This is a genomic window from Zooshikella ganghwensis DSM 15267 (assembly GCF_000428585.1).
GTDB lineage: Bacteria > Pseudomonadota > Gammaproteobacteria > Pseudomonadales > Zooshikellaceae > Zooshikella > Zooshikella ganghwensis.
The window spans coordinates 31,803-49,852 of the sequence record NZ_AUAF01000017.1 but is presented as its reverse complement, the minus strand read 5'-3'; the positions used below and the strand labels follow the sequence as shown (position 1 = coordinate 49,852).

Annotated in this window: 14 protein-coding genes and 1 tRNA gene; 8 read left to right on the top strand and 7 right to left on the bottom strand. The window is 39.4% G+C overall.

Features of this window, described 5'->3' with window-relative positions; translation table 11 throughout:
* The first annotated feature begins 610 nt into the window (after positions 1-610).
* Complete coding sequence (locus tag F607_RS0106160; protein WP_027707388.1) at positions 611-1,483, top strand: DUF4123 domain-containing protein; 873 nt, start codon at positions 611-613, stop codon at positions 1,481-1,483.
* 78 nt (positions 1,484-1,561) lie between these two features.
* Here F607_RS0106160 and F607_RS0106155 read toward each other — a convergent pair whose 3' ends face one another.
* Positions 1,562-1,744, bottom strand: a complete 183-nt coding sequence (locus F607_RS0106155; RefSeq protein ID WP_027707387.1) for a PA3496 family putative envelope integrity protein — start codon at positions 1,742-1,744, stop codon at positions 1,562-1,564.
* 146 nt (positions 1,745-1,890) lie between these two features.
* Positions 1,891-2,748: a MurR/RpiR family transcriptional regulator gene (locus tag F607_RS0106150; protein ID WP_038290326.1), complete on the bottom strand. Its 858-nt coding sequence runs from the start codon at positions 2,746-2,748 to the stop codon at positions 1,891-1,893.
* Between the two features lie 311 nt (positions 2,749-3,059).
* Here F607_RS0106150 and uvrD point away from each other — a divergent pair, with 311 nt between their 5' ends.
* From uvrD to F607_RS0106130, 4 genes are all read left to right on the top strand, one after another.
* Complete coding sequence (uvrD, locus tag F607_RS0106145; RefSeq protein ID WP_027707385.1) at positions 3,060-5,234, top strand: DNA helicase II; 2,175 nt, start codon at positions 3,060-3,062, stop codon at positions 5,232-5,234.
* A 471-nt stretch (positions 5,235-5,705) separates the two neighbouring features.
* Positions 5,706-6,815 (top strand): TRAP transporter substrate-binding protein, encoded by a 1,110-nt coding sequence (locus tag F607_RS0106140; RefSeq protein WP_027707384.1) that lies wholly within the window; start codon positions 5,706-5,708, stop codon positions 6,813-6,815.
* Between the two features lie 116 nt (positions 6,816-6,931).
* Complete coding sequence (locus tag F607_RS0106135; RefSeq protein ID WP_027707383.1) at positions 6,932-7,213, top strand: polyhydroxyalkanoic acid system family protein; 282 nt, start codon at positions 6,932-6,934, stop codon at positions 7,211-7,213.
* 135 nt (positions 7,214-7,348) lie between these two features.
* Positions 7,349-7,990 (top strand): TetR/AcrR family transcriptional regulator, encoded by a 642-nt coding sequence (locus tag F607_RS0106130; protein ID WP_027707382.1) that lies wholly within the window; start codon positions 7,349-7,351, stop codon positions 7,988-7,990.
* A 66-nt stretch (positions 7,991-8,056) separates the two neighbouring features.
* Here F607_RS0106130 and F607_RS32570 read toward each other — a convergent pair whose 3' ends face one another.
* Positions 8,057-8,521 (bottom strand): phasin family protein, encoded by a 465-nt coding sequence (locus F607_RS32570; RefSeq protein WP_051310981.1) that lies wholly within the window; start codon positions 8,519-8,521, stop codon positions 8,057-8,059.
* Between the two features lie 388 nt (positions 8,522-8,909).
* On the opposite strand from F607_RS32570, the gene F607_RS0106120 reads away from it, so the two are divergent.
* Positions 8,910-10,718 (top strand): alpha/beta fold hydrolase, encoded by a 1,809-nt coding sequence (locus F607_RS0106120; RefSeq protein WP_211233602.1) that lies wholly within the window; start codon positions 8,910-8,912, stop codon positions 10,716-10,718.
* 8 nt (positions 10,719-10,726) lie between these two features.
* The gene (gene phaZ / locus F607_RS28365) at positions 10,727-11,632 is read left to right on the top strand and encodes a poly(3-hydroxyalkanoate) depolymerase (RefSeq protein ID WP_211233601.1); all 906 of its coding nucleotides are present in this window, start codon (positions 10,727-10,729) and stop codon (positions 11,630-11,632) included.
* Positions 11,633-11,690: 58 nt separating this feature from the next.
* On the opposite strand, the gene F607_RS0106110 is transcribed toward phaZ, so the two are convergent.
* Positions 11,691-12,170 carry a MaoC family dehydratase gene (locus tag F607_RS0106110; protein WP_038290324.1) on the bottom strand — a complete coding sequence of 160 codons (480 nt, stop codon included), beginning with the start codon at positions 12,168-12,170 and terminating at the stop codon, positions 11,691-11,693.
* Between the two features lie 340 nt (positions 12,171-12,510).
* Positions 12,511-12,584 (bottom strand) — tRNA-Gly (locus tag F607_RS0106105).
* Positions 12,585-12,725: 141 nt separating this feature from the next.
* Here F607_RS0106105 and F607_RS0106100 point away from each other — a divergent pair.
* On the top strand, positions 12,726-13,250 hold the full coding sequence (locus F607_RS0106100; RefSeq protein ID WP_027707379.1) for an RDD family protein: 525 nt from the start codon (positions 12,726-12,728) through the stop codon (positions 13,248-13,250).
* 134 nt (positions 13,251-13,384) lie between these two features.
* On the opposite strand, the gene F607_RS28360 is transcribed toward F607_RS0106100, so the two are convergent.
* The gene (locus F607_RS28360) at positions 13,385-15,901 is read right to left on the bottom strand and encodes a glycoside hydrolase family 15 protein (RefSeq protein WP_084611126.1); all 2,517 of its coding nucleotides are present in this window, start codon (positions 15,899-15,901) and stop codon (positions 13,385-13,387) included.
* 771 nt (positions 15,902-16,672) lie between these two features.
* Positions 16,673-17,923, bottom strand: a complete 1,251-nt coding sequence (locus F607_RS28355) for an FAD-dependent oxidoreductase (protein ID WP_038290319.1) — start codon at positions 17,921-17,923, stop codon at positions 16,673-16,675.
* Between the last annotated feature and the right edge of the window lie 127 nt (positions 17,924-18,050).

Below are 18,050 nucleotides of genomic sequence, written 5' to 3'. Positions count from 1 at the left end.
CATTGCATGAGTGTAATCGCTAACCATCACACACATATTTTATGTGCAATTCCTTTAGGGTATTCAATTACCTTATTCTTCTAGCAGGCTTTTAAATAAATCATAGGACGCCAAAATAAAACATTCGTTTTATTTTGGCGTTGAAGAATCAGCGAGTAATGTGTCCAAGCCTGGAGTAGTCTAATAGCTTACTTTTATATTGCTTAATCCAGTGTATTCTACCACTGATCTGAGTAGTATGTTTTTTATAATATACGTATAATGTCTTATATATTAAATTTAGCTATGCTTGTGCGAGGTCGTATAAAATTTTTTAAATAAAATAGTGGTAAATATAGGTATTGTGTATCAGTGATGAGTAACCTTGATTCTCGTAGAGAGTAGGGTGAGCTGATACCATATAGCTTTTGAAAGTGGATTTAGATTCACTACTTGACATGGCGTAGTTTATAAGTTGTGCTAGGCTAAGGTGATGATCGTACGAAGTACGTTATGGCTAGTATATAAGTAAAGATCAATAAGAAAAGTAAAAAGGATCAAACCAAATTCTGTTTGCGGATAATATGATCAAATAAAAGCAAACACGCATAAAATGCCAACGGAGGGAGTAATGCTGCTCGTAGCCTATCGGGATAAGATGTCTGCAGCAATAAAAGAAGAGGGGGCAGATAACCTGTATTTTGTATTAGACTCAGCTTGCGAAGCTGAATTACCTGACAAAATATGGGAGCTTGATGATAACTTCAACCCTCAGTGTGAATCTTTATTCAGAGGGACACCTGCAGAAGATTTGTTTGCACAAGCACCTTACCTGATTAAACTGGAGCCAGATAGCACATTATATGAGTGGCTTCTTAATAAGTCATGTCTGGAACCGCTAGGTTTTTTTGCTTTTTGTACAGAAGATATTGCAGCTTATTTTGTACACTTACAACGTGTATTGGAATTTATTTTACCTAATAAGCATTGGATACATATCCGGTATTATAACCCAACTTTATTAAGGTTATTGAGTCGTACATTGGCATGCTACCAGTTTAATCAACTCATTGGTCCTGCCTCTCGGCTCATTGGTGCAGACTTGATGACTAATGAGCTGTTTGATTTGGCTAAGGAAGGTGATAATGCGGATATTTATGAAACAAGAACTTCATTAATTATTAGCCGGCAGCAGTTTTCAATATTAATCAACCAGGCTTTAGCTTATGCTTTAACCCAGTCGATACAAAATAATTTATTGGATGAGCTGGATGGACTGAATGAGGGAAAATCCAGCAAGACAATAAAACTTTTTAATAAATTAAAAAGAGCTGCCACGACGATTGATGCTCAGTCGCTCATTGAGTTTGGTTATATTAATAGTTTAGTAGACTTTTTGACACCTATTAGTGCAGAAGGCACTATTTTGAGTCAGGCAATTTTGAATTACTGGGAAAAAGTCAGTACGAAGGACAGAGGTGTTTTACTCAATAGTGTTGCTTAATAAATATGCGTAACAATAGTTGCCTGTAGGCATCTATTGTTACTAGCTCAGTTTGCGTACTATGGCTAATGTTAGTTTTTAATTACTCTTTCCCCAGTAGTCATCACCAATGAGCGAATTTAATCGTTTGTTTTCAAAGTAGTCTTCAATAGCCCTCCGCGCTAATAAAGAACGCTGAGAAGATTTCTCTCGGTTAGATTTAACAGGGTGTTGCGTTGAAAATTGATTATTATTGTTAGTTTCTGCTGTTTCAATACGCATAGCCGCACCTTTCTGTTGTATCGTTATTGGTAAGATGCAATATTCAAATGACGAAATTATGAAATTAAAGTGACAACCTCATGAAGAAAAGTGGTAAATATCAATGTTTAATACTACTTCCTATGAAACTATTTTAATAGTGTGAATTATTTCTCTTTTTTATTTAATCGTAGCTTTCTTAAGTTTTCTTTAATTTGCTTGAGTTGGTTATTAATGCCTGGTTCTTTAGTCAATGCAACTCCCATTGCTAGCATATCTATGACGACTAAGTGGGCAATACGTGATAACAAAGGTGTATAGCGATCAGTATCTTCTTGAATACCAATATCTAATACCCAGTCAGCCAAGAGTGCTAAAGGACTTTGTTCCGGACACAAACCAATCACTTTGGCTGATGCTTGTTTTACTAACTGTGTCGTTTGTAGTAATGCGTCAGTTCTCCCCGTTTGTGAAATAACCACCACGGTATCATCGGGTCCCAGTGTGGCTGCAGACATTGCCTGCATATGGGGGTCTGTATATGCCGCACAATGTTTAATTAAACGAAAGAGCTTATGCTGGGCATCTTGGGCAACAATTCCTGATGCACCAAAACCGTAAAACTCAACCCGTTCACTGTTTGCCAGCCTGATAATAGCCTGTTCAGCTATAGCGGCAGAAACTGTATTTTTAGCCTTTAATAGGCTTTCAATGGTGTTATCGAAAACGGTTTCTAATGTAGCGGGTGTGTAAGTTTGCTGAATGCGATAGGCACCAAAATTACTGTTTTGAGCCAGATTTTGGGCTAGCTGTAGCTTAAAATCCTGAAACCCTTTACAACCTATCGCTCTACAGAAACGTACAACAGTAGGCTCACTCACTTCTGTGGCTAATGCGAGATCAGCAATACTCAAATGGATCGCTTCAGATGGATGTTTTAGCACATAGCTAGCGACTTTTTGCTCAGACTTTCTTAATGCCGCAAACTGTTGTCTGATTTGATTGAGTAGGCTGTTCGACTGCATTATCAAACTCATTCCTATTAACAATGTATATACCCTTCACGAATCATTTTTAGGGTTTGTTGTCAGCGCTCTTCACCCCAGTCACTTATTAATATAAGCTCCGGGGGCTTCATCGCTTGACGGCCGCCCCTAAAAACCCTTCGTTTTGGGTATAGTAATACTACAAAATTCTTGTATTAAACGACAATTATCACGCTATAGGTCATGCTGCACTCTTTACATAAGAAACTGGTCAATGTGAGTAAAAGAGGCCAAAATAGGCTGATTTCTGGCGATTCAAGCTAAGTAGCTAAAGGTTTTCTCCACCGCTTATGGATATTTCACACATACTGAATGACTTAAACGACGCACAACGTGAAGCTGTAACAACGACAGCAGATACCGCATTGGTGTTAGCAGGTGCTGGGAGTGGCAAGACTCGTGTATTGGTACACCGAATTGCTTGGCTGGTGCAAGCTGTTGGCATTTCTGCCCACAGCGTGTTAGCGGTGACTTTCACGAATAAAGCGGCAGCCGAAATGCGTTCGCGTATTGAGTCGTTACTGAATATTCCAGCGAGAGGCATGTGGGTTGGCACTTTCCATGGTATTGCACACCGTTTATTGCGAGCACATTGGCAGCTAGCGGGTTTATCAGAGCAATTCCAGATTATGGACAGTGATGATCAACTTCGTTTGATTAAACGACTGATGAAAGAAATGGGGTTAGATGACAGCAAATGGCCCCCGCGACAGGTGCAGTGGTTTATTAATAGCAAAAAAGACGACGGTCTGCGTCCAGAAAATATTGAGGATTATGGTGATCTGCAAACTCGTACCTGGTTGAAAGTGTATACAGCTTATGAAGCTGCATGCCAAGCCGGTGGGCTGGTGGATTTTGCTGAGTTGTTGTTACGTTCCCATGAGTTATGGTTAAAGCAGCCGGAATTGCTTAAGCATTATCAGCAGCGTTTTTCCCATATTCTTGTTGATGAGTTTCAGGATACCAATGCGGTGCAGTATGCATGGCTTAGAGTGTTAGCGGGCCAGCAAGCCAGTGTGATGGCTGTGGGTGATGATGACCAGTCAATTTATGGGTGGCGTGGCGCTAAAATTGAAAACATCCGACAGTTTAGTAATGATTTTCCAAGCGCTGTTACCATTCGTCTTGAGCAAAACTATCGCTCTACCAATACTATTTTGAAAGCAGCGAATGCATTGATTGCCAATAATAATGATCGCCTGGGTAAGGAGCTTTGGACGGCAGGTGATGATGGTGACAAGATTAATGTATATGCTGCCTATAATGAGGTTGATGAAGCACGCTTTATTAGTGAGCAGATTCAAGCCTGGGTTGATGAGCATGGTAGTTATAAAGACATCGCAATTTTATACCGCTCTAATGCTCAATCGCGGGTTTTGGAAGAGGCAATGCTTCGTTCCAGCATTCCTTACCGAATATACGGTGGCCAGCGATTCTTTGAACGAGCTGAAATTAAAAATGCCCTTGCGTATCTTAGGTTGCTGAGTAACCCTGCTGATGATACAGCTATTGAGCGGGTTATTAATGTTCCTGCTCGGGGTATTGGGGAAAAAACAGTCCAAGTTCTTCGCGATTTAGCCCGAGAGCAGCAAATACCTTTATGGCAGTCAGGGCAAGAGGTTATTACACGGAAGTTGTTACCTGCCCGTGCACTCAATGCACTCCAGCAGTTTTATTCGCTAATTCAAACGATGCAGCAGGCAACAAGGGGCTTGCCATTACATGAGTTAACAGATCATGTGATTGCTGTTAGTGGGCTTATTGAACACCACCGGAAAGAAAAAGGTGAAAAGGGTCGAGCTAGAATTGAAAACTTAGAGGAGCTGGTGACTGCAACCCGAGAGTTTGATCCTGTAGAAGCTATACCGGATAGTGAAGATGAGTTAAGTCCCCTTGCTCTTTTTCTTGATCATGCGGCATTAGAAGCAGGGGAAACTCAGGCTGCACAATATGAAGACAGTGTGCAAATGATGACCTTTCACTCTGCCAAGGGGCTTGAGTTTCCATTAGTGTTTATGGCAGGTTTAGAACAAGGTCTTTTCCCCCACGCTATGTCACTAGAAACAGCTGATGGAATGGAGGAAGAGCGGCGGTTGTGCTATGTCGGCATTACGCGAGCAATGAAACAACTGTATCTTACCTATGCCGAGACTCGTCGTCTGCATGGTACTGAAAACTTGAATCGACCCTCACGTTTCCTGAAAGAAATTCCAAAAGACTTACTACAAGAAGTACGCCTGGCGACTAAGATTTCTCGTCCTGTTTCTTTAACAAGCAAAACAATGAAAGGTGCAGTGCCCAATACAGAGCTATCCCTTGGACAACGAGTGGAGCATAGTATTTTTGGTGAAGGCGTTATTTTGAACTACGAAGGCCAAGGGGCACAGGCGCGTGTACAAGTAAACTTTGATCGTGAAGGGGTTAAGTGGTTGGTGGTTTCATACGCAAAACTACAGGTGATTTAGGGCCTGTTTACACTATTTGAATTACTACTGCCGTAGGCTATTTTTTCGCCTAGCAAAGCAGAATGAATGCCGGGTAGTCATTCTACATAAATGACTTGTAACACGGCTAGGTGGAAACATAATTACGGCCCGAAGGGTTATGATGGTGATATTCAAATAGTATTAACAGACCCTAGCACGCTATCTTTCGATATACCCAGTACATTGGGTATATCCTTCAGGAAGTTGAAATGTGTACTTCCTGTTTTGTTTTGAGCAAGGTAAATTAATATGAAGTGACGCCAAGGGATAGGAATCTCGTTGGTTAAAAGTACTTGCAGGTTAATAATGCCTGTAGATCAATAATAAAAGTAACAGTGCTGACTAAATAACAAAAAGACGCAAAAATAAAACTGAGTACCCTCACAGCTATAAAAATAACTCATCATTCAGCTAAGGGTATAAATGAGCAGAGTATAGGGAGTCATAAAAATGAAACGTCGTGATTTTATGACTGCAGCCAGTTTAGGTGCAGTTGGGGTTGCTGTTGCGGGCTGTTCTCAGCAGTCTGAAAAAGAGTGCACCCAAGTAGTTAAGCCCGAAGAAAAAAGCACGATACACTGGAAAATGGTAACAACCTGGCCAAAAAACTTCCCAGGCTTGGGCACTGCACCTGAGCGATTTGCAAAAAATGTCAAAATTATGAGCAATGGGCGCCTGGAAATTAAGGTATATGGGGCTGGTGAGCTAGTACCTGCACTAGAAGTATTTGATGCTGTTTCAAATGGTACTGCAGAAATGGGACATGGCGCTGCCTATTACTGGAAAGGGAAAGCTGAAGCAGCACAATTTTTTGCAGCTGTGCCGTTTGGCTTTAATGCTCAGGAGATGAATAGCTGGCTACATTATGGAGGTGGGCAGGAGCTATGGGATGAGGTGTATGCGCCGTTCAATCTTAAGCCTTTTGCTGGAGGTAATACTGGGGTACAAATGGCGGGTTGGTTTAATAAAAAAATTGAGTCAACAGCAGACTTGAAAGGCTTGAAAATGCGTATACCGGGCCTTGGTGGAGAAGTATTAAAACGACTAGGAGGGGTGCCTGTTAATATCCCTGGAGGGGAGTTATTTACTGCACTACAAACGGGTGCAATTGATGCAACAGAATGGGTAGGTCCTTATAATGACCTGGCATTTGGCTTATATAAAGCCGCTAAATATTACTACTATCCAGGCTGGCATGAGCCAGGTACTACGCTAGAAGTCATTCTCAATAAAAAGGCACTTGAGGCATTACCTGCTGATTTGCAGGAAATTGTCAAACAAGCTGTGCGAGCTTCTAATCAAGATATGCTTGATGAATACACGGCTAGGAATAATAGTGCATTAGAACAGTTAGTAAACAAGTATAATGTTACCCTGTTGCGATTGCCTGATGATGTACTGAAAAAGCTAAAAGAGACGTCGGAAGTGGTTGTTAGTGAGATAGCTGAAGCTAATGATTACACAAAACGCATTTATACATCATTCACTCAGTTTGCTAAACAGGTAAAGGATTATCATAAAATTTCTGAGCAAGCATACTACGAAACACGAGCACTATAGTTGAATCATGAATTAGCCTTGTATATTCTTTGCTGTAGATATTCATCAATAGTGAAGGATATACCCTTCGAATGATGCAAAGTGGTTAATGTTGTATTTGAGGATCTAATGGGTCGATGGCTAATATTGAAATAAAACGCACTCATGGCACAACTATTGAGAAAGCGAAACAAGCTGTTCAGCAAATTGCCGATGAAATGCAGTCGTCTATGGGATTAACCTGCCAATGGGATAGCGATTATCACTTAACCTTTAAGCAAACAGGTGTTCAGGGTTCAATTAAGGTGACTGAAGAACGTGTAGAGATTGATGTAAAGCTCAATGCTATTATGAAAGCATTTAAAGGAACAATTGAGCAGCAGATAAATCAACGTCTGGATAAATTGATAAAATCATAGCTCATTTAGCGCTTCTACATTATATATGCTTACCGTTATCTAGGATATTGTATAAGGAAATACTAACGGTAAGTTATACCCTTCATGAATTGAAATCTATTTGCTCTGATTTCTTAACTTAACAAGGCCGTATACATGAAAACCAGGGAGCGGATTTTAGTCACTAGCTTAGCGTTATTTAACCATCATGGTGAACCCAATATAACAACAATCGATATATCCAATGAAATGGATATTAGCCCTGGTAATCTTTATTATCATTTTCAGGGAAAAGAAGAAATTATCACTGAGCTTTATCTTAGATATGAGAGTGAAATTCTAGAGCTCTTAGACTCTCCAAGTAGACACTCATTAGCCATTGATGATTACTGGTTATATTTGCATTTAATTTTTGAAACTATACATAATTATCGATTTCTATATAGAGACTTATTAGATCTACTAGCTAAAAATCAAAAAATAAAACCACGGTTTACGCGTGTCTTAAGTAAGAAAAGAAAAACATTTACAGAGATTTGTGAGTACTTGAGAGATGCATCATATTTAGTAGCAACGGATGAGGAGATTGGGGTATTAGCTGATAATGCAACAGTAGTTGCAACTTTTTGGCTGAATTACGAGGTTATGCGTACTAAGAAAGGATACGACACTCGTTATATCAACCAGGGAATTTATCAAGTTATTTGTTTAGTTAAGCCTTATATGACTGATGATCAACAAGAAATTTTAGAAAAAAGAAGTCAAATTTATAAGTCAACAGTAAACTTTCCGATCTAAAGGCAACCTTTTACCCTTCGTGAAATACTATACTGCACGAAGGGTTTATTATATGATGTTTTTACACTATACAGCAGCAGGTTTTTTAGCTGTTGATGTGGTTGAGCTCTTGGATGTAGATCCGGTGCTGCTGGATGTAGCTGAGCTTTTGCTACCCACAGTGCGGTCAGAACTTAGGGCTTTAACAGCTTGACTTAATTCTTCGATCTGGTGACTTAGCTCTTTGAGTTCATCACGAGACCCACTTGAAAGTTTATCCCGCAACTGTTTTATTCTACTTTCCAAGCGGTCAGTTGTTTTAGATTTTATTTTTTCCTTTACTTCGTCTACTTTATGCTGGGTTCGAGCTTGTACTTCTTCACCATCTTTTACCAGGTTTTCAAATAAACGAATACCTTCCTGGCCAAGCTTTTCATACTGAGCATAAGCGCCAAGCCCTGCTAGCCAGATTTTATGGGCAGAATCACGAATGCCTGTAAGTAAAGATTTTTCTTTATCAGTTGATTTATCAGCTTTTTTTGTGTCTGACATGGTAGCGTCCTCGTTGCTTGGGTAGGGTAACCCTTTGCGATATGTGTCGGGGGTATAATAAAACTTCTTCGGTTTATCATTCATCAATAGCTCGACTATAGCAATGAAAATTAGAATGAACATACTAAATTTGCCAATTACAATAGTCAGAAAGGAACATTAAATTCACTCTTAATTGCTCTTTTGCAGTCATTATTATAAGTCTTCTATAAGTAGTGAATGTGTTGTGTTAGTTCGATGTACGCTATATAAATCACTTGATTTATATAGTTAAAGTTTATAAAACCATTATTCTGTCATCAAAATTTGATACTTTTGAGATGATTGGCTTTAACAAAAATGTAATAAAGCCATGGTTGGTAAACACAGCACAGGGAAATATATATTCATGAAAAATGAAGCTGCGATAAATGACATTAGCCAACGTATAGAAGTATTAAGAGAGACTATTCAGCGGTTAGAGAAAACAGATCGAAGAGCAGCTGAACGGTTGAAAAAAGCATTGCAGAGAGAGTTAGGGGCCGAGCATCAGCCCCGCAAGACGAATGGGCGGTCAAATCCTGATAGTGCTGCAATGGGAACTCCCATTGTAAGGTTACATAGTAAAGATTTATTTTCTACAGCAGGGACGATTGTCAAACAAGCTGTTTCTCATCCAACGGCTGGATTTAAGCAGTTATTTGAATTTGGTAAAGATATGTCTCAAGTTATATTGGGTACCTCAGAGTTTTTACCAAAACGAAATGATCGTCGTTTTAGTGACCCTACCTGGTTTGAAAACCCAATTTACCGTCGTTATATGCAGGCCTATTTTGCATGGCATAAACACCTTAACGACTGGGTTGACGATGCAGAGTTTGATAATGATGATAGTCGTCGAGCTAAATTTATTATTTCTTTATTTGCTGAAGCTGTTGCCCCTTCAAATACATTAGTAAATCCAGCTGTCATTAAGCGCTTTTTTGAAACGGGAGGGATGAGCCTGGAAAAAGGCTTGTTACACTTACTTGATGACATTCGTCATAATGGGGGGATGCCAGCACAGGTTGATAAGTCGGCATTTTCAGTCGGAAAAAATATAGCGACTTCAGAAGGAAATGTGGTTTTTAGGTGTGATATTTTAGAGCTTATTCAGTATAAGCCGACAACAGAAAAAGTGTTTAAAATTCCTCTGTTTATAATACCACCACAAATCAATAAGTTTTATGCTTTTGATTTAAGTCCAGAAAAAAGCTTTATTCGGTTCTGTACCTCCATTGGTCTACAGGTATTTATTGTTAGCTGGCGAAATCCAACTCCAGAGCATAGGAACTGGGGACTAGACCAATATATACTTGGATTAAGTGAGGCAGTTCATGTTATTCACGATATTGCAGAAGTTGATAATATTAACATTTTAGGTGCATGTTCAGGGGGATTAACTTCAGTACTGCTGTCCAGCTATTTACAAAGTCTGGATAAGCCAATAATAAATTCAATTACCCAGTTGGTGAGTATAATTGATACACAGGTTAATTCTGATATAGCGCTCTTTGTTACTGAAAAAACCCTAGAAACAGCTAAGCAAACTTCTGCTGCAAAAGGTGTGTTGGAAGGCCGAGATATGGCTCGTGCGTTTGCTTGGATGAGACCGACTGATTTAATTTGGAATTACTGGGTTAATAATTATTTACTAGGGAAAGAACCCCCAGCATTTGATATTTTATATTGGAATAATGACACAACTAGACTTCCTGCAAAACTCCATGCAGAATTTATTGATATTTATAAAGAAAATAGCTTGATGCATCCTAACACCTTAAAAATTGCTGGCCAGCCAGTTGATGCTAAAGCCTTGAAACAAGATGTATTTGCGGTTGCCGGATTAACTGACCATATTACGCTGTGGGATGCTTGTTATCGGTCTACACTGTTATTGGGAGGTCAGTGTGAGTTTATTTTGAGTAACAGTGGACATATCCAAAGTATTCTTAATCCTCCAGGGAATCCAAAGGCACACTTTTTTACAAATAAAGCACATGTAGAAGATCCAAGTGAGTGGTATCAGGGTGCAACACGCAATAATGGTAGCTGGTGGGAACACTGGCAAAAATGGATCATTGCTCATTCTGGTGAAGAAAAAGAAGCACCAGTGAGTTTGGGTAATGAACAACATCCTCCTCTAGAACCAGCACCTGGTTTATATGTACATGATTAGGTGATCCATTGGAAACAACATTTTCAACCAATATTCGCGAACCCATGCGGGTTCGCTTTAAAACACTGAATATTAACGGCCAGGTAATACGTGCAGCTATTAGGCCTGGTAATGAACCTATATTGCCATTATTAGTTTTCAATGGTATTGGAGCTAATCTTGAGCTTATAAAGCCCTTTGCTGATGAATTGCAAGGTGTTGAGATTATTGCATTCGACGCTCCTGGTACGGGTGGATCATCTACACCAACTTTACCCTATCGTTTTTCTGGGCTATCTCGGCTTATTGGTAAAATGTTAGATGAACTGAATTATGGACAAGTTAATGTTTTAGGCGTTTCCTGGGGCGGTGCGCTTGCACAACAGTTTGCCTATGATCACCCATACCGATGCCGGCGTCTTATTTTGGCTGCAACCTCTATGGGCTCAGTTGCAGTGCCTGCGAAACTCTCAGTGCTATTAAAGTTGGCAAGTCCAAGGCGATATGTGCAACCAAGTTATATGCAGCGTATTGCAGCTTCTATTTATGGTGGTGCATTTCGACGAAATGATAATTTAATTAAGAAGCACTCATTAAAAATCCGTTCGCCTAGTGGGCTAGGTTATTATTATCAGCTATTAGCGGGAGCGGGTTGGACTAGTTTTCACTGGCTTCATAATATTCAACAACCTACGTTGATTTTAGCCGGAGATGATGATCCTATTATTCCAATAGCAAATGCCAAACTTATGGCAAAACGAATTCCTAATGCTGAACTTCGCGTAATACGGTGCGGGCACTTATTCTTGTTGACAAAAACTAAAGAGATTGCGCCTATTGTCAGAGACTTTATAACGGACAATAAACGGCGATTAACCAGTCCTCTTCCGTTGGAAACGGTTTCTTTTGATGTGAGTAATGAAGTTATTGAGTAAACTGTTGAGGCCACACTCCATTTTCATAATGTGAAATGTGACCTTTGATACTTTTTTCTTAGTAGATTAAGCGCACTAAAACTTCAGCAACACAGGCAGGTTTGGATTGGCCTTCAATTTCAACGGTTACTAACTGTTTTATTTGTAGTGTACGTTCATCTTTTAGCTCAGCTTCCAGTAAGGATCTTTGAGCTCGAATTTTAGCGTTTACGGGCACTGGATTCATAAATCGAAGCTTGTCCAACCCATAATTAACCATCATTTTTAAATTTTTGAATGCTTCTTGGTAAGGTGCTGTAATTGATTCCGTCAAGTGTGGTATTAATGACAGTGTCAAGTAACCATGAGCGATAGTTGTTTTAAAGGGGGAAAGCTTAGCCGCTTTTTCTGGATCAGTATGAATAAACTGGTGGTCTAATGTTGCATCAGCAAACTGATTGATTCTTTCTTGATCAATAGTTAACCACTTGCCTGTTCCTTCTGGCTGATTAAGATATCCTTTTAGTATTTCCAGTCCTAACTCTGCATTATTTGCCATATTGATTAACCATCCTAGTTATCGTTTTGGTGTACTAAGAATACTTATACCCTTGATTCTGTGTGTATAAAGACAATTATATTATGCTATGAATAACCTCTGTGTAATGGGTCAAGTTACACAGTGTCTGATTGTCATAATATAATCTTGAATCGGCTATGTAACAAAAAGATGACAGGGCAGTGGAAAACAAAGAAATGAATAACGGCTTTTATACTCAATACGAATGGTTTTTAGGTGCGGCCATCGAGTGACGAAGCCCCATGAGCCTATATTAATAGGTGATTGGGGTGAGGAGTGAAGATAACAAAACCTAGAGATCATTCGTGAAGGGTATATTTGGAGCGGATGATGGGAATCGAACCGACGTATTCAGCTTGGGAAGCTGATGTTCTACCATTAAACTACACCCGCTGTATGCTTCGCCTACTATTATAGTAACTATATATACGTAAGAGCAATAGATACAGTTCGTGTTCACGGTATTGTAAAATACATAAAATGTGGGGCTAAAATCAATTTTATTATTTATGAGCGTTTAAGGTGAATAGTAGTATGTCAGATAGTCATAATGTATATCAAACACCCTCTTCAGATTTGGCAGCAGCAACGCCTATGCCAGAAGATGGTGAACTTGCAAGTCGTTGGAGTCGATTGGGAGCTTCGCTCATTGATGCGTTTATTCTAAATATAATCAGTATGCCTGTGTTGTATGCTGCCGGTTATTTTGATGGAGCATTGAGTGGGCAACAACCTAGCTTTACGAGTCAGTCAATGGCGATGCTATTCAGCCTCGTGCTTTTTATTATTTTGCATGGGTACTTTCTAGCAAAAAGTGGTCAAACAATAGGGAAAAAAATTCTTGGGATTTCAATCGTATCATATAGAAATAACACTATTCTAGGCTTAGGTAATGTGTTAGCACTACGCTATTTACCGCTATGGATTGTCTTAATGATACCTTACGTTGGCATGATTGCTGCGTTGATCAATCCACTTTTTATTTTTAATAAAGAAAAGCGTTGTCTCCATGATTTTATTGCAGGTACAAAAGTCATAAAAATAGCTAAAAAAGCTTAATCTTAAAGTAAACAACCCAACTTTAGTTGGGTTGTGTCGATAAAAATGAGCACTATGCTATACCCATCATGAATCATTTTTAGGTGTCAAAATCGATGGTAACAAAGCCTAAAAAATCATTCGCGAAGAGTATATTAAAAACGTGGCCAAAAATGGTTGTCTTTACAGGGTTTAACCGTAAAGTTTTCTTGCTTCTGCCAAGTCTTATCGTTAATTAATGCTTTCATTTTAAATGATGATGTTTGCTGTGGCAGTGTTAAGCGCCATACATTGCCCTCTGTCCAGCGAGCTGGTGCGCCTTCTTTCCAGTTTAGCAACTCTGCTTCACCTCTAATAGCTATAGAGTTTCCCCAACCAGCGTCATAATGTACATTAACTGTTGTCATACAGCCTTGATAACGTTCTGCAACAATATCTGGTGTATCAATAATGCGTTGCTCACGTTTTGATTTTAACAGTTTTATATACTCAGCATGTGACCAAGCCAGAGGTGTAGCACCACCTGTGCCTTCACCAAACTGGTATGGCCCTTCTGTTTTATCCCAGACTTGTTCTGGAAGCATATTGCCTTCATTTGCAAATTTTTCCATAGCGTGAATATAACGATCAACATTCTGTTTTTTCGCTATTTCCAGGTGTGCGCGTTCACCTGTTAGTAGTGGCCATAAACGCCCCTTTCCTTGTCCGGTATAATCACTACCACCTAGCTTTTCTCCATAACCATCATGATTGTATCGGTAAAAAACAGGGCCATTTGGTGTCTCAACCTTGATTGCTTGCTCGTAGTTTTCAAGTGTCTTGGTTATCGACGTATCGAAAGGACTTTTGACGCCAAAGCGCACAAGTTCAATAAAGCCGCCATCCATTACATTACGCTCTAAGTGCTGACCACCACCATTAGCGATATATAAGATACTATCATCATCAGGGTTATAACTTGATTGACAATACTCAGCACCTTCAGTGCGTTGATAGTACTGACCATCACCTAATTCACCTTGGTGAGTAAATGACCAGTCTGCAATGCCATCAGCCCATAAGTCTGCTTTTAAACGATAGGAACGTGCTGCTTCTTTATCACCTTGATGGTCAGCAAAATCAGCGGCTGCGATTAAACCCGCAATTGCTGCAGAGATGGTTGAAGGCGATATGCCACTTGCTTCTTCCCATCTTTCTTGATCTGTCCATGGACCCACTTTGGCGACAAAGTCGGCTGCAGGTTTTACAAATGAGCTGTAATAACTTGCTGGACTTATCACTCCTTCTTTCCATAAACGCCAAGCTAAGACAATGGGCATTGCAGTTTCATCGAGCTGCATACCTTGCCAGTGAGCTTGCCCAGAAAGCCAGAAATTTTGTGGGAACGAGCCTTTTTTACTGACGGAGTTGCCACATAGTTGCCAGTTACCATCTTCGGCTTTGAATTGAACTTCTTTTAAGTAACTAAGTGCTTCTTTTGCCGTATGTTGATCTCCAGCTGCAAGAAAAGCGGTGGCAACCTGATATAAATCTCTGGGCCAAACGACATGATAGCCAATAGGACCATCTTTATATCCGTCAGCACTAGAGCCGGGCAGGATACCTCGTTGATCTCCGGAATCTTTATCAAACTGACTTTGACCCCAAGGCACGCTTAAAGACGCGATCATTGCACCATTGTAGGTTTTATCCTCATGAGCTTTAAGTACCATGGCTGAAGCATAATAGAGCGCGCCATTATCAAAGGACTCTGAGCTTAAGTCCTCTAAACCATTACAATAGTTATTCCATTGTTGATTATAGAGAGAAAGTGCAGTATCAAACGATTTTTTAAGGCTATTATTGGCTGTTTGTTGGGCTTTAGCTTTATCTTCGGCAAACCCGATCGCAACAGTAAAGGTATATTCACCTGCTTTTGATGGTAAATCAAGTTGCCCTGTTAGGGCTACATTGCCATTGTTTGCATACCGGTAATTCCAATCCATACGATAATTGTCGTTTAAATCCTGCCAGCCATCACTTTTGCCAACAAAACCTGCGGATGTACGTTTGAAGGGAATACTTGCTGTTAGTGCCTGGTATTGAGCAACATGATTGGTGCCATTATCATATTTTGCTCGATCATCCCAGGCAAATAAAGTATCTTTTGTGGCTTCAGCATAATCATATAAACCAGTATTACTCACTGCGGGGTTGAGTAAAATAAATAAGCCCAAGTTATCCTCATAGGCTTTAAAGGTTACTTTTAATAATAAGCTATTTGTTGTAGGGTCTGTAACTATTTTTTTACTAATTTCGTACTTTCTTTCTCGATCAATATTGACTTGTTCAAAAGCAAGCGTTTTTTTGTTCAAGGAGCGTATTTCATGCTCCGTATGTTTCTTTTCTTCATCAAAAAAAGTCTTACCATCACTTACCATAAATTGTAAGTCTGTAATTTGAGCCATATCGATTTGTGGCCAGTACACTTCAGAAACAATACCATCCACCAAACTAAACCAGACTTTGGATTGCTTACTATTGGCTGTTCCTATTCCTGTTTTACTGGCAGAACTCCAGTGATGATCAATACCTGGGGCTCCTGGTGCAACACCGCTGTTACTCCAGGCAAGACTAGTCGTAATACTTGCAATAACAAGTGTTAACGCCTTTTTTTTAAGGCTTTTCATCATTTATTCCTCTCAAATTGCCATCTTTGTTTTTATAACAATAATTTTATAGGTATAGTTATTATTATACTTTGTATCGTTTTTCGGGACTGCTTAGTATTGAGTTGTTTGAAATATATTTTTTACATTATGCGATAATTTTATTATTTTTTGTGATAAATATTTTTTAATAACACCTCCCTTTATGTGTTAACTATACACTGTGATCTTTGGTGTGGCGCTTTTTTGTTTATACAAAAAACACTATTTTTTAGAGGTGGCCATATACTTATAGCAAAGTATATTAATCAAAAAATAATTAGCCAGATTAATATTAAACGGGTTTGAGTGTATAGAAAAACATTACCACAGCACTCTAGCTAGCACACTAAGTTAAGGGAAAGATAGTTAATTAAGCAGTTGTATTATGGTGGTGTATTGTAGATTAACTTCATATTTATGACTTCTTTTTTTGTTAGGATAAATAGCCATCAGTATAATTATATATTTTGTAACTGGTTGAACCTTGATGCAAGTCATTTATGCAAACTAAACAGATTTTAATACAAAAGTAATAGTTGGTTACATTGTGAATTGTTTTTTAACAAAATATTTTTTCAAGGGTAAGGCAATTACAAACCGGTTTTTTTACAGTCTTCTGATAGTGCTTAAATAAACAATAACGATAATTCAGATCTGCTAAGCAATGGTTAGAGAATTAATGTTGATGAGTTTGTCTCACCCAGAAACTATCCGCATTGGCTATAGATCAGCAAGCTTAGGTGGTCAGTGCTCTTATTGGAAGCTTGCAGGCAGCTGGTGGGATAAGCCAGATGCATATTTGATAACCGGTTTGTGGAACGGCCTTGCTAGGTTGGCAAGGGTCAGTCCTGTATTTCGTATTAATTTAAGAGGTGTTTTATTATTGCTAAATAGATAATAGAACATATCCATTATATGCATCATTCGTGTGTTATCTGGACGTCGGCGCTTTTCGTATATTGATAGTAGCCTTGATATACTTGTTGTCGTAAAGTTAAATTGTTCATTTATAATACTATCCGCTAACACCGCAGCGTCCATAAACCCTAAGTTTGCCCCTTGTCCGGCTAAAGGGTTAATGGTGTGGGCTGCATCCCCGATAAGAACAGTATTATGTGAAGAATAGGTTCGAGCATGTCTTTTTGTTAACGGAAAGCTGCCAGTCGCGACTATTTGTTCAAGTGCAGGCAGTTCTTCGGGAAAAGACTGTTGTATTGTTCGTAGCAACTGGTTTGAATTTAGCTGTTTAAGTTGCTCAACGGTTTCAGGGTGGTTATACCAAACAAGTGACGCATAATTTTTACCATTCACTCTGGGTAATGGTAGAAATGCTAAAGGTCCTGTGGGTGTGAATGCTTGCCAGGTAATATGTTGTTGGGGACCATCTTTCAGGGCTACTGTGATTACAAATGCATGTTGCTCATAATCACTTTGAACAATACCTATATTAGCAGCTTGACGAACAGCGGAAGAAGCACCGTCAGCACCTACAAGCAGATTGGCGGTTAGCTGAGTTTGATCGCTGAGCTGCACTATTGGATTCTGCTTTTCTAATATAAATTGCTCAATATGAGCGGGGCAAAATAAGTCAAGTGTAGTTTGTTTTTGTACTACTAAGTGAAGTGCACGTTGAATAATATTGTTTTCAATAATGTATCCAAGCTCTGATAACTTGGCTTGTTTTGCTGAGAATAACGTTTTATTCAAGCGGCTACCACTGATACTCAGTTTATGACCAGCCAATTGCTCCCAAACAGCCATTTCATTGTAAGGACATGCTCTCATCGCAAGAATATGAGGCCATGCACCAACATGCTTTAGGATGCGAATACTTGCTTGACTAAGGGCCGATACCCGCAGATCTGGTGTAGATAGAGGGTCAAATTCGGGGTAGGGTTGTTTTTCGACCAGTGCGATGCGGAATCCTTTGCTGCTTAAGGCGAGTGCCAGTGTTGTACCGACCATGCCAGCGCCAATAATGATAATGTCGTATTGTTGTTGCATCACCTACTGTAATCCTCACATCAACTGCAAGTGTTCTGTCATTATACCCTAGTTATGACTAGTATAGAGCGAGATATATTACCATCGTTAAAATCATTCGTATTGGTATGTCTGAAAGAAATCAACT